Raw genomic sequence first — 13,402 nt, 5'->3', positions numbered from 1 at the left:
AAATTATTACAGAAGATTTAAGGTTAATTGAAACCTCTTATAATTCATTTAAGGAGGTTTTTTCAAAGTAACTTCAAGAAAGGCTTCTTATAAATACTCGATTTAATATCCCGTTCCTCACCTTATTTTTTACCCTAGCCCTCGAAGAATATTCTATTACAATTTTAAAGAAAGATTATGCAAATAAGCTTTAGTTTTTCCAAAACAGAGTTACATAACCATAATATAGAACAAAAGCAAACCCACCCATTACGGAAAACCGTAAGAGTAGGTTTTTAAAGTGGGGAGAATATCAAAAGCAATTTGCTAGTTTAAAACGTAAATGGCATTAACAAGATATTCATAGAAATACTTAGCAATAACAAGCCAAACGTATTTTAGCAAAGTTGTTTACTTGTTGTATGACGTTCAGTTATTTACCTTTTTTTCTCACCGGCGGTTTTAAAGACGGTGTATTACCTGGTGTATCTTTATTATCTCGTTGACGTTTATCCGGCTTTCCTGTTGAATCTGCTATTCTTTTTGGTCCTGGTTTAAGTGCCATAACTTCTAAAATTAAATTATTAATACTCTCAAATTTAATTGTTTAATCTGAAAATTTACTCTTAAATTTCAAGAAGTTATAAACCGTACAAACAAACTTAAACCCACCCATTACGAAAAACCGCAATAGAGGGCTTTTAAATTGAGGAGAATACAAAAAATATTAAAATCTTATTATTGTTCAGCCCTATATTCCCGTTGGGTCGTTCCGACCACACGAATGTTTAGTTATTAGCCACAGGTTTTTTCAGATGTACATTGTCCGTAATTTAGCCTTATTTACTAATCTCATTTGACCATAATTGGTTATACACCAACAAAACGGAACTGTTTTATCTGAATGTCGCAAAGTTACATTTATATGACCAAGTCCGTTATTTTTTAATTCGGCTACAATTTTATCAAAAGTTATATGACCTAAACTTTTAGATTTATCAGTAGAAAATATGTAAGGATTGTCGACTATAACTTCTTTACAAAATTTATTCAATTTTAAATTAGTTGAAACATTTTTAAACGTAAACATTATCTGCCCATCTTTTACCTTACCGCTATTTCTATAATCTTTTTCAAATTCTTTTAAATCATTATAATATCTATCCGTTAATTTTGGTTTTAAGTTCCAATTGGTCGGATTATCTTTTGTAATATAAATCTTGGAAAAACTTGGTACAGTTAGTAGTTTCAAATCTATTTTGAACATAAAGGGACCATATGAGCTATTTCTACTAAAATGCTCGTGCAAATCTAAACCATCTACAAATATGTCGTCATATACATCGTATTTTATATCTATTGCATCAGAACTTTGAGACGTCTGATTGAGGCTATTATCGCTTACAAACTTGCGAGATAACAATGCATTATTTTCAATGAATGTTTTGGAGGTTTGAAATGTATTTACGTGATGAAAAAATTTTATGTTTTTAGTTGTAAGTATTTTATAAACACTTTTTGAGTCCAATGCAAATTCGTCCATATTTTTTCAACTTGTGCTTAACTTATTAATACTAAACTTTAGGGGGTTTATCCTTTCTATTTGTTTGTCTATGCCCAAGTTTTAACATTATTTCATTGGCATATTTTACAAATATAAAATAAACTCAAACCCACCCATTACAGAAAATCATAAGAGTGGGTTTTTAAATTGGGGAGAATACCAAATATAATAATTATTGCAAAATAGATAAGCTATCTGTTTCATTTTGAGAAAATTCAAAAAATAACCAGCTTTGTCAAGAAACGTTGATTAGAAATAATGGTATAAAAATATTTATTTATGGTATTGAAAGTTCCTTAAACCTAATTTATCTTTTTTTATTAGTTTCTCCTTAACACAGTCCAATAAAGCTTGACTTACAGCAGAACTTTCTAATGAGATTGAATGATCCTTTGCAATTTTATTCCGAACCTCTCCTGTCGTTTTAGGTATATCAAAAAAGGAAGTATTTTTGGCTAATTCTCTTATTGCTTCTACAATAGTAAAACGTTTTTGATTGAATTTTTTATATGCAGAAGCATTATATGTTTTAACATTCAACCAAAAAGTTTTATTGAGTTGTTTTCTATCAAGACTATTAGAGGAGACATTTAGCAATTCGTTTAAAGGTAACCCTGTATAGAATGAAATGTTTAATATCGTGTTACTATTAAAACCCTTTCCAGCTCCAATGTTAAGGACTGTATTAACGGTTAGTTTTGTTAAGACAGCAAATTGTGCGGGTTCTAAATCTAAAGCAGCCATAATCTTTTGGATTCGTTGCCCAATTTTTTTCTTTTGTTCTTGGATATATCTCTCCATAAAACAAATTGAATGAATATTATAATCTATTTCAATTGAAAATATTTGAATATTAATAGATTATTTTATATATTTGTTTTATTAAGAGTTTGATACATAAATATTAAACTTTAAATTTGCGATTCTTCGTATAAAAATATTGAAGCATTCGCTTTGAATCTCGTTATCGAAAACTGGTAATTTTTAAACACACGAGAGAATAAGCAAGGTGCTCACGGCCCGGGGCGTGAGTAACTCTCTTATTTGTGTGTGGGCATACCAGTGCCTCGATAACAGTAAGTTGAGTTCCGCGCCCTTTTGTATTGGGCTTGGTCGCTATTTCTTCCCTCAACTTTCCTTCAAAGCAATCAGTTTCGTTTAAGAAGCTTCGCGACTATGGTATTGAGTAGTTAGTATTGAGATCCGTCTCAAGCTTCACATCTCATTACCAAAAAATGACCCGCTCCCAGTTTTCGAGGACCACGGAGCAGGCCAGTAGTTAAATAATATTTAAACTTAACTGATGCAAAATTATGAAAAATAATTACAGGCACTACTATGTCCTGCCCTTATCTTTTGCCCTGCTATGGGCGCTTAGCACAACCCTAACTTCCCAAAATGGCTCCCCTCCAATCTCAGGCATTATTACAGATGCCAATGAGCCTTTGGGTGGGGTGAATATTTTGGTAAAAAACACCTCACGCGGTACACAGAGTGATATGGATGGGCATTATGAAATAGCTGCAAATAATACTGATACACTTGTTTTTAGTTATTTGGGGTATAAAATGCAGGAAATTGCTGTGGACAATAAAACTATTCTAAATGTTATCATGTTTCCTGATGCAACGACTTTGGATCAAGTGGTTATTAATGCGGGGTATTATAATACCACAGACAAAAAGCGCACGGGAAGTATAGGTCGCGTAACTGCTGCTGAAATCGACAAACAGCCGATCAACAATCCACTAGAAGCGATGCAGGGAAGGGTAACTGGAGTGGATGTAGTCCAAAATTCAGGAGTTCCAGGCGGCGGATTTAAAGTGCGTATCCGAGGTCAAAACAGTTTGATGGCCGGGAATGAACCGCTCTATATTATTGACGGTGTGCCTTATGATATAAAAACACTTGGTTCTTCTAACACTGCAGGAGGAATTATACCTGGGGCAGATATTAGCGTACTAAATGCAATAAATCCAGAATCTATTGAATCAATTGAAATTCTTAAGGATGCAGATGCCACGGCAATTTATGGTTCCAGGGGCGCCAATGGGGTGGTGCTTATAACCACTAAAAGAGGCAAGGAAGGAAAGACCAAAATAACCGTAAGTAGCAGTACGGGAATTGCCCAAATAAATCGAATGGCTAAACTTTTAAATACTGCGCAATATTTGGAGATGAGACGGGAAGCTTTCGCAAATGATGGTATCACAGAATATCCCGCCACTGCCTACGATGTAAATGGTACTTGGGATTTAAATCGCAATACTGATTGGCAAAAAGAACTTACAGGGAGGACTGTCAATGCCCGCAAAATATTCGCGCAGGCTTCTGGAGGGAATGCCGATACCCAGTTCCTACTTGGTGGGCAATATCAAGAAGAGACCACGGTGTTTGCAGGAAATTTTGCCTACGATAGGCTCAGTGTAAATACGAACCTCAACCATCAAGGGAAGGATGAGCGATTCAAGATTGTTTTCAGCGCAGGCTATTCCCTTGAGGGAAATAATTTACCCAGTATAGATTTTACTTCCGATGCCTTACGGCTTGCCCCGAACGCACCTGCCTTATATGACGAAAATGGAAATCTAAATTGGGAAGATAGTACTTGGGCCAATCCTTTGGCAGCAGTGGAGAGTAAATACAGCCAAGACTCCAAAAATCTCATTTCAAATACAATAATTTCCTATTCCCTATTAGATAATTTTGAAATAAAGATTAACGCTGGATACGGGTTCACTCACTTGAGAAGCCAGACCACCACCCCGCATACTATATACGATCCGGCCTTTGGGCTGGATAGTGGATTTTCCTCTCTTATTACAACTGACGCAAGGCGGACCTATTGGATAACGGAGCCCCAAGTGAGATGGCATAAAAAAATAGGTGAAAATGTATGGGATATATTACTTGGCACTTCATTTCAAGAAACGGCAAATGAGCAAAACGGCGTGATGGGAATGGGATTTTCAACCAATAACTTCATTAACAACTTGAGTGCTGCCACTACCCTTTTTATATTGGGTGAAAAGAAAACAGAATATAAATATCATTCCATTTTTGGCAGGATCAACTATGCCTATAGGAACCAGCTTTTCCTGAATGTGACGGGAAGACGGGATGGCTCCAGTAGATTTGGGCCAAACAACAAATATGGCAATTTTGGAGCTGTTGGGGCGGCATGGATATTTACGGAAAGAAATAATTATTCCTGGATAAGTTTTGGAAAGTTACGAGGAAGTTACGGAATTACAGGAAATGACCAAATAGGTGATTATCAGTATTTGCAGACTTACACCATTCAGGATTATCCTTATGAGGGAAGTATAGGTCTGGTGCCCTCACGGCTTTACAATCCAAATTTTAAATGGGAAAAAATCCTCAAACGCGAAGCAGCTGTAGAGATGGATTTCTTTGATAAAAACATCTCATTTTCAGTAGCTTATTATAATAACACATCTTCAAATCAGCTAGTGAATTACGCCTTACCGGGAACAACGGGATTTACAAGTATCCAATCCAATCTAGGGGCGGAAGTTGAGAATTCCGGCCTTGAATTTAATTTAGAAGGGGTCTTGGCACATAGAAAGAATTTTTCCTGGGATAGTTCCATAAACCTTTCATTGCCTCGAAACAAGTTACTGGCCTTTCCTGGCCTTGAGAACTCAACATATGCAAATCGTTATGTTGTTGGTAAGCCACTAACCATAGTAAAGCTCTATGAACTGGAAGGCGTAAATCCTGAAACAGGGATTTTTGAATTTAAGGATTTTAATGGGGATGGCGTAATAAGTAGTGATAAAGACAGACAGTATATTGCGGACCTATCTCCTCAATATTTTGGAGGACTGTCAAATTCCATTACTTATAAAGCATGGTCCTTAGATTTTCTTTTACAATTTGCAAAGAAAAAAGGATATAACCAATATCGATATACAGACCCTGCCGGCACACTTTCCAATCAGCCCGTAAGCGTTTTGGATCGGTGGCAACAACCTGGAGATATTGCTGCAATGCAACGCTTTACTACGGGAGAGGATTATGAGGCGTATTTGGCTTATTCACGATTTACCCAAAGCAGTGGTACCATTTCGGACGCTTCGTTCATAAGGCTACGCTCCCTAGAAGTTGCCTATAGATTACTATTGGGAAATGAAGGTGGCGCTTCTTGCCGACTCTATCTCCAAGGGATAAATCTTTTAACATATAGCCGATTCGAAGGCGGGGATCCTGAACAAGCAAAAGGCTTTATTCCACCACTCCGAAGAATAACATTCGGAGCACAATTTCATTTATAAAATTAAATAGCTAAAGTGATGAAAAAAACAAGACAACATAGAATCAAAAAATATATTTACTTACTCCTTTGCACATTATTAATTTGTAGTTGTGAAGATTTTTTAGAAGTCGATGGGCCGTTAGGACAAATAGAAAGTTCGGAAGTATATGAAGATGAGACTACAGCCACTGCTGCCGTTATGACCCTATATGGAAAATTACGGGATGAAGTATTATTGACTGGGAGACCTGAGGGGGTGGGTACTTTAATGGGCATTTACGCAGATGAGTTGGATTTTTATGGATTTGGAGGAGAGCCCATGGATAGTTTTTACCAACATCAAGTATACTCCGATGATTTGATTGTAGAGAACCTTTGGAACGGGTCATATTCCCTAATATATATGACAAACGCGACCTTGGCAGGCCTGGAAAATTCCAAAACCTTAAGTAATGGGACCAAGGCCCAACTGCGAGGGGAAGCAATGTTTATTCGTTCCTTAGCCTATTTTTATCTTGTGAATCTTTTCGGGGATATACCCTATCCTACCGGTACCAAATATGAGACAAATAGAAATTTACCAAAAGTACCCGTCTCAAAGGTCTATGAAATGATAATAACTGATTTAAAAGAAGCAAAATCTTTGCTTGGCACAAATTACCTATTAGATGAACGAACGCGGGCAAACCAAATGGTGGTAGCAGCACTGCTTGCAAGGGTATATTTATATACAAAACAGTGGAGTTTGGCGGAAACGGAAGCGGGTACCTTGATAAATAATGTTTTTGTTTTTCGTTTGGAACCGGAGGTGAGCCAGGAATTTTTAAAAGAAAGTACCTCTACAATCTTACAATTACGGCCTAAGTATGATGGCGGAAATACCTTGGAGGCTTCAACCTTCCTTTTTACATCCGGGCCTCCCCCTCTGGTAGCGTTAAATCCAGAATTCATTGAGGGCATGGAGGAAGGAGATAACAGGAAAAACCAATGGATTGGAGCGGTTACGGATGGTACCGAAACATGGTATTTTCCCTACAAGTATAAATACAATTCCAATACCGGCACAAGTATAGAGTACAGTATAATTCTGAGAATATCGGAGCAATTTTTAATTCGTGCTGAAGCCCGTGTAAAACAGGGCAATCTTTCCGGAGCTTTGGAAGACATTAATGTTATTCGTAACAGGGCGGGTTTAATGGATGTTGATGCAAACAGTGAAAGTGGAATAATTGAGGCCATTATTAACGAACGCTTCCATGAATTATTCACCGAATTCGGGCATAGGTGGTTCGATATAAAAAGACTTGATCTGGCGAATGAAATCCTCGCACCTATCAAATCTGGATGGAAGACTACAGATATATTGCTCCCAATTCCAGAAGCCGAACTTATGATGAACCCCAATCTAAATCCACAGAACTCCGGTTATTAAACTTTTATAATGAAATTAAAAAGAAAAAGGGTTGCCAGAATGCTAAGAATCATTCTTGTGGCTGCAATCTACCTAATATTACTATCAAATGCCATGGTAGTGGCACAAAGACCCCATAAGTCTCCTTACTCCTCCGGATTGGACTCCTTGTGGAGCTCGGACACGAACATTCTAGAGATTTCGAATGATGGTAAGTGGATAGTCTTTACTGAGGTCTTTTCGGGTGATAAAAAAAAACTTTCAGTTAAAGAAATACAAGGGAAAAAACAATTTCTCCTACCCGAAAGCGACTGGTTGAATTTTTCGGTAAACAGTAGCTTGTTTACGTGTATAAGCAAGGAAAAACAACTGTTGATTATAGATTTGTACAGTCTGGAAGAAGTCCGCTATAGCCATATAACCTCCTATAGCCAATCCAGTAATGGCAATTATATTGCTGCTCAAAGGGAAGAATTCGGGAAGGGAAAGGAAGTATTAGTGATAGACCTGAAAAGCAAAAGCATAATATACACCCTCAATAATACAAGTAAATATAATTGGCACCCCACCAAAAATGTTCTTTATGCCACCAAGGAAACTCCAGAACATTCACAAATAATTCGATTTGAAGTAGAAAAAGTTCGAACCCAATACCTTTTCACCAAAAACAAAGATAAGATTGAGCACCTTGGATTGAGCGATTCTGGGGAGGAAATGGTTTTTGTAGATACCAAAAATGGAGTTCGCCAATTAAACTATTACAATCAAATTATAGGTAATTCGAAAGTGCTATCTGACACATTGATTCAGGAAAAGTTTAAAAATTTTCGTCTTAGTGACAGAAAACCTTTTATAGCGGCGAATGGAAAAAAAATTATTTTTTATCTACAAAACCTGAGCCCAAGCAATGAAGGAAACGTGAATGATGCCGAAGTGTGGGATGCCGGCGATCCGTGGATTGGACCCCGGATGACGATGTACCGGGAGGAAGAAGGCCAGTACTCCTTAACAGCTTGGTATCCAGAGAGTGGGGCATTAAGAGAAATAGAGACCAAAGAATTACATACGTCCGCAATGAGCGTAAACCATGATTTCGCCGTGGTTTATGATCAATTGCAGTACGAGCCATTGTATAAATATTTCCCTAGTGTGGATTTATATTTAAAAAACCTTAAAACTGGGGAATTAAAGTTGATAAGTAAAAACCAATACACAGGAGGGAATTTTGTGAATATATCTCCAACTGGAAACTACATAACCTATTTTAAGGGTACTGATTGGTGGGTATACAACGTTGGTATTGACGAAAATGTAAATATCTCAAAAAAATCTAACCAGACCTTTTGCAATTCAGAACACCAGCTTCCCGGAGATCCCATTCCCTATGGTAATCCGGGCTGGCTGGAAAATGATGACTATTTGGTGTTATATGACCAGTTCGATATCTGGTTGATGAGCCCAGATGGAAAAACTAAAAAAAGGATTACCCAAGGCAGGGAGGAAAATATTCGATACAGGATAAACAGGGATGATGGTAGAAAACCATTTAAATTCCTAACCATCAATCCCAATTTCTCAAGTTCTTCATTTGATTCGAATACTGGAATCTTGTTGGAAGTATTCGATTATAAAAGCTATGAAACAGGTTTTGCCTACTGGAATGAAAACTCTGAAATCCAGCCCCTCCTACTTGAGAATGGAAAAATTGACCAGGTTCACATAGACCAGGATTCGAGAGTTTTGGTTTATAGACAGCAACGTTTTGATCAACCTATCAGTATTCACTCATACGATTTAAAGAAAAAGACAAAAAGGATTATCCACCAAACCAATAAGGAGTTAATGGATTATGATCTTGGAACTTCGGAGTTTATTGAATATGGATTGGAAGATGGTACTTCCTTGCGCGGCTCTTTAATATATCCTGCCAATTATGATTCCAATAAAAAATATCCACTTATTGTGGAAATTTATGAAAAGGAGTCCCGCGATATAAATAATTTTGAACCGCCATCGAATTTATCGTATGATGGTTTCAATTTACTGAAGTTTACCCTGAATGATTATTTTGTGCTCTATCCCGATATTTCCTATACTATTGGAGAACCTGGAATTTCGGCATTCAAATCGGTTAGTGCCGCCGTAGAAAAAGTACTGGAAACTGGGCTGGTGGATAAGAAACGGATAGGGCTAATTGGTCATTCCTTTGGGGGTTATGAAACCGCTTTTATCATTACCCAAACAGATTTGTTTGCGGTAGCCGTAGCTGGAGCGCCAATCACTGATGTGGTAAATTACTACCATCAGGTTCATTGGGATTCTAAGTACGAGCAAATGTGGCGTCTTGAGAATCAACAATTACGGTTTGGGAATTCCTTTTACAAAATGAAGGATTCATACTTAAGGAATTCGCCCTTACAACATGTGGAAAATATTGAAACACCCTTGCTTTTATGGACAGGGAATACTGATACCAATGTAAATTGGAGTCAAAGCGTCCAAATGTTTTTGGCATTGAAGAGATTAAAAAAGAAAGCAAAATTAATTTTATACGATAAGGAAGGACATGCGATAAACAAAGCGGAGAATCAAACTCATTTATCATCGACTATATTTGACTGGATGGAAAAATATCTCAAAAACAATGGAATTGAAAAAGGTTCTCCCGTTTCAGATTAAACGAGAAAACCTTATTCAGAGATTAGGGCATCCATTCATACAAGAAATTAGTACAATTTGGATTTCTATGTACAGTTTTTCCGTCGTATTTACAAACAGGTCCCCCGCTCACAATAACGCAATTTGTTGGAACTGGGGTACATCCTGCATTACTTAAAACATACCCAGTAATCAAGGCATTGTTCTCAACCGGGGTATTGTTCACATTTGCAAAAGCAAACACGATTGCCAATAAAAATGCCATCATGGGCATTCCGAACTTTAAAATTTTTGTTCTCATAATATAAAATTTTTAATGAATTAGCGACCTACTATTTTTTACAGGTGTTCGGTCTTATTCCTGATACTGGCCAGTATGTGTTGTGTTAGAGCTGGGGATTAAAATTCTCCGGCTTTAACTTATAAATCCATAATTTTCCGTCTACAAGGGCAATCAAAATATCCTTGTAAATACGAAAACCATCAAGTTTTTTATTTTCTTGGTGGTAGAGGTAAAAACTGAATTCGTAGCTATTCGTAACAATATTGTAGACATCTATAATAGACGCGGAATCAGTAGCCGTTTTATCTTCAAATCTTCCCAAACGGTCGCTATTGATATAAAGGTAGTCCCCGTATGTCGCAGTAAGTCTATTGACAGTTACGGATTGTCCCCTCTTGTATTGATCTTTTTTACTGTGATGGGCAATATCCAAAATTGCTTTGCTTACAGTATCAATGGTTTTTCCGGAATATTTATAGTTCAAGTTTTCATCCGTTACCTCATAACTGTTTCGATAAAAATAAGTGTAGATGAATTTTTTATGTGCATAGTTCCATAGCAGCAAGCCATCACTATCAAATATTCCATCAAACTGTTTGGTTATAATCTTATCGTTAAAAATTACGGTGTCCTGGGCAGTCGCTTTAGTAATGAGCCCAAGATTTGTGGTTGAAGTGATAGCGGATATGCCCGCAAGGCCAATATGGGTAGAATCCGCTATTTCAAATTGTTTAAAGTAGGCTTCGTCATAACTGAATAATGTTGCTTGCCAATCATTTGTTTTTCCCCGAAAAAGTACGGGCACGGTACCGTCCCCCACAAAAAAGAAAGGAGGCTCCACCATTATACGCGCCCTTCGGTACGGGAGCTCAAGGTTACTAATGGTAACCGGGAAATCCTCAATATGCCTCAAGGAAACATCGATAGTTTTTAGATACAGAGGAGCGTGAAAATTCCCAATATAAATAACACTATCCTTAAAACCTGCGAGGTAATACGTATTCGAGCCAAGCTCATAATCACCTAAATACTCCGCAGCACGAGGGAGGTATTTACGCTGGAAGGCCTCATTCCTGTAAATTTTCTTCTCAGAGCTTATAAACAGAACTGTCAACATAAGCGTTGCAGAAGCGGCAATAATTAAAAGAGCAAAAAACACGACCTTATTTGAGGTCATCAACTTGCCAGATCTAGGAAGTTGGGATTCGAGTAGGATTCCCACCACTGCCAATATAATAAAGGAAATATTGAAAAAGAGGTGTTCCGTCCAACTCAGTTTTTCAAGTACACCCCCACAAGAACAAGGAACAAAGTCAGAGAAATTGAGAATAATGACTATATAAGCTGTAAACATAACCATTAACCAAAAGCAGCCAATGAGAGCGGGGAATCTAAAACGAGGAATTACAAGCAACACAGCCAATAGAATTTCAATGCTCGGCACCAGTACAGACACAATCCCAGCATAGGCACTTAATAATGGAGATTGAGCGAGTTGGATCTGGAAGGTTTCATAATCCAAAAGCTTACTGAGAGCCGCATACACAAATAAAAGAATAAATAAAAGACTAATAATATTTATGATTAGTTTTCTATATGTTTCATTTAATACCATATCATTCAATTTGATATGATAAAGTTCGATATTAAAATTTGTGATTTCTGGAGTATTCCTTATCCCATAGGTATTATTTTAAATATTTCGAAAGATTAGTTAAAAATCTTCTGATGAGAATTTTTTTCGAAGCTCGGTGGGTGTATGCCCAAACACACTTTTAAAAGTATTCGTGAAGGTTGGGACACTTCTATAACCACATTGATATGCTATTGTTTTAAAACTACAGTTCCCTCCTTGGACTAAAATCTTGGCCTTTCTCAAACGTTCATTTCTTAAAAAACGGAAGACGCTTATACCATACAGTTCTTTAAATCCATACTTCAGTTTGAAAGTGTTCGTCCCGAATTGGAGAGCCAACTCTTTTAGAGAAGGAAATTCTTTTTCAAGATTATTCATTAAAAAATCTCTAGCCTCCCTAATTTTTGCAATGTCCTCAGAATTCAATCTTACTTTCTCTTTTTTAATTAAGGGTAAATTTTTGAACAACCTGTGTCTTTTTATTGTTTGGGGTTCAGTAGTCTTGAGATAATCTTCCAATTCCACTTGTTTTTTGGAGTGTTTAACTACGGTTATAATAAAGCTTTCCTCATCGTCAGATTTCCCTTCAAGTTTGTTTATATAACAAGCGCTGGGGACCAATAATCCCTTCCGTGTTTTAAATGTGAGATTTAGAGAAGTGTCTACTAATTTCTTTTTTAAAAGATTCTTCAAATTTTTCTTCCACTTAGAAATAGAAGTTTCATCCAAAAATGACATAAACGTTTGTCCCACTATTTCATCAGGCCTATAGAATAAAATCTCGCAAGCTTGTTGGTTTAACGCTTTAATTTTACCATTTAAATCAATTTGGAAATTCATCAAAACAATGTGTTTGATGCTTTCATTGACGTTAACATATTCCTGATGGACCAAAGCCTCTTCAATTTCTTCGCCCATCATGTTAATTACAGAAATAAGAGCCTCCACATGATCGCTTTTTGAGGATCTTTCTATGCGATAAAAAAATTTTCCCGCTCCCATTTCCATCAATACATCTTTAATCCTTCTTAGCCGCTTCTTTTTAGACATAATATAATTTTTATGATTAAATAATCATACACTTTTTCTATTGTAATCAGACAATCAATTAAAGAAAATCCGTTAAAAACCTTTCTGCATCCCTTTGGTTCTGAAATGATTGGGTGGGAACAGGCGGCTTGGTAGTTTTTAAATAAAACATCGATAAGACCTCCGACATAGGGTTTTCAACGATAAACGCAACAGCTTTAAGCAAAACTGAACCTTCAAGTGCCAAATAGTCTCTAGCTGGCTTGTGTACTTCTCTTACCCCTCTAATATCGCATAGTGCAGGATACGACACCCCATCTTGTAATCGAATACGATCTGCAACGATTTTTACTGCAGCATTTAGGGTTATAACAATACCTATATGATAACGGATATATAGAATACGTCCGTCAAGTTTATAAAAAGCATAGTTATTTTCAATAGACACCATAATAATAGAAAACTGGTATTGTACTATAAATTTACGAAAATATTACTTCATCCATTTTTACCCGTCTCTCCCTTGATCCTATTTAGGTTCTTTTACTTATCAAATATGAAAT

The 13,402-nt window shown here is 36.7% G+C and carries 10 protein-coding genes; 3 read left to right on the top strand and 7 right to left on the bottom strand.

All coding sequences use genetic code 11. From position 1 onward, the window contains the following. Window positions 1-412 precede the first annotated feature (412 nt). The 3 genes from AEQU1_RS16255 to AEQU1_RS00445 form a co-directional block, all read right to left on the bottom strand. Complete coding sequence (locus AEQU1_RS16255) at window positions 413-544, bottom strand: hypothetical protein (protein WP_258455064.1); 132 nt, start codon at window positions 542-544, stop codon at window positions 413-415. 246 nt (window positions 545-790) lie between these two features. Then, complete coding sequence (locus tag AEQU1_RS00450) at window positions 791-1,522, bottom strand: hypothetical protein (RefSeq protein WP_111877907.1); 732 nt, start codon at window positions 1,520-1,522, stop codon at window positions 791-793. Window positions 1,523-1,816: 294 nt separating this feature from the next. Further along, a complete protein-coding gene (locus AEQU1_RS00445) occupies window positions 1,817-2,344 on the bottom strand; it encodes a hypothetical protein (RefSeq protein ID WP_111877905.1) in 528 nt (175 codons plus the stop codon). Window positions 2,345-2,856: 512 nt separating this feature from the next. On the opposite strand from AEQU1_RS00445, the gene AEQU1_RS00440 reads away from it, so the two are divergent. The 3 genes from AEQU1_RS00440 to AEQU1_RS00430 are packed head-to-tail and all read left to right on the top strand — an operon-like array spanning window position 2,857 to window position 9,912. Further along, window positions 2,857-5,841, top strand: coding sequence for a SusC/RagA family TonB-linked outer membrane protein (locus tag AEQU1_RS00440; RefSeq protein ID WP_111877903.1), 2,985 nt, complete (start codon window positions 2,857-2,859; stop codon window positions 5,839-5,841). Between the two features lie 18 nt (window positions 5,842-5,859). Next, window positions 5,860-7,254 carry a RagB/SusD family nutrient uptake outer membrane protein gene (locus tag AEQU1_RS00435; RefSeq protein ID WP_111877902.1) on the top strand — a complete coding sequence of 465 codons (1,395 nt, stop codon included), beginning with the start codon at window positions 5,860-5,862 and terminating at the stop codon, window positions 7,252-7,254. Between the two features lie 9 nt (window positions 7,255-7,263). Beyond that, a complete protein-coding gene (locus AEQU1_RS00430; RefSeq protein WP_111877900.1) occupies window positions 7,264-9,912 on the top strand; it encodes a prolyl oligopeptidase family serine peptidase in 2,649 nt (882 codons plus the stop codon). A gap of 22 nt (window positions 9,913-9,934) precedes the next feature. Here the strand turns inward: AEQU1_RS00430 and AEQU1_RS00425 are convergent, their stop codons facing one another. From AEQU1_RS00425 to AEQU1_RS00410, 4 genes are all read right to left on the bottom strand, one after another. Next, window positions 9,935-10,192, bottom strand: a complete 258-nt coding sequence (locus AEQU1_RS00425; protein ID WP_111877899.1) for a DUF6520 family protein — start codon at window positions 10,190-10,192, stop codon at window positions 9,935-9,937. A gap of 85 nt (window positions 10,193-10,277) precedes the next feature. Then, the gene (locus AEQU1_RS00420; RefSeq protein ID WP_111877897.1) at window positions 10,278-11,789 is read right to left on the bottom strand and encodes a MauE/DoxX family redox-associated membrane protein; all 1,512 of its coding nucleotides are present in this window, start codon (window positions 11,787-11,789) and stop codon (window positions 10,278-10,280) included. A gap of 99 nt (window positions 11,790-11,888) precedes the next feature. Beyond that, window positions 11,889-12,860 carry a helix-turn-helix domain-containing protein gene (locus AEQU1_RS00415; RefSeq protein ID WP_111877895.1) on the bottom strand — a complete coding sequence of 324 codons (972 nt, stop codon included), beginning with the start codon at window positions 12,858-12,860 and terminating at the stop codon, window positions 11,889-11,891. Between the two features lie 58 nt (window positions 12,861-12,918). After that, the gene (locus AEQU1_RS00410) at window positions 12,919-13,290 is read right to left on the bottom strand and encodes a hypothetical protein (RefSeq protein ID WP_111877894.1); all 372 of its coding nucleotides are present in this window, start codon (window positions 13,288-13,290) and stop codon (window positions 12,919-12,921) included. Window positions 13,291-13,402: the final 112 nt, after the last annotated feature.

The sequence above is a fragment of the Aequorivita sp. CIP111184 genome (genome assembly GCF_900489465.1).
Classification (GTDB): Bacteria; Bacteroidota; Bacteroidia; order Flavobacteriales; family Flavobacteriaceae; genus Aequorivita.
Note: the sequence above shows the minus strand (reverse complement) of the source record. Positions and strands in the feature narration are given on the sequence as shown.

Bases quoted from the DNA above. Each gene is read 5' to 3' on its own strand.
- AEQU1_RS00450 (WP_111877907.1), bottom strand. From the start codon at position 1,522: ATGGACGAATTTGCATTGGACTCAAAAAGTGTTTATAAAATACTTACA.
- AEQU1_RS00435 (WP_111877902.1), top strand. From the start codon at position 5,860: ATGAAAAAAACAAGACAACATAGAATCAAAAAATATATTTACTTACTC.
- AEQU1_RS00410 (WP_111877894.1), bottom strand. From the start codon at position 13,290: ATGGTGTCTATTGAAAATAACTATGCTTTTTATAAACTTGACGGACGT.
- AEQU1_RS00445 (WP_111877905.1), bottom strand. From the start codon at position 2,344: ATGGAGAGATATATCCAAGAACAAAAGAAAAAAATTGGGCAACGAATC.
- AEQU1_RS00415 (WP_111877895.1), bottom strand. From the start codon at position 12,860: ATGTCTAAAAAGAAGCGGCTAAGAAGGATTAAAGATGTATTGATGGAA.
- AEQU1_RS00440 (WP_111877903.1), top strand. From the start codon at position 2,857: ATGAAAAATAATTACAGGCACTACTATGTCCTGCCCTTATCTTTTGCC.
- AEQU1_RS00430 (WP_111877900.1), top strand. From the start codon at position 7,264: ATGAAATTAAAAAGAAAAAGGGTTGCCAGAATGCTAAGAATCATTCTT.
- AEQU1_RS16255 (WP_258455064.1), bottom strand. From the start codon at position 544: ATGGCACTTAAACCAGGACCAAAAAGAATAGCAGATTCAACAGGAAAG.
- AEQU1_RS00420 (WP_111877897.1), bottom strand. From the start codon at position 11,789: ATGGTATTAAATGAAACATATAGAAAACTAATCATAAATATTATTAGT.
- AEQU1_RS00425 (WP_111877899.1), bottom strand. From the start codon at position 10,192: ATGAGAACAAAAATTTTAAAGTTCGGAATGCCCATGATGGCATTTTTA.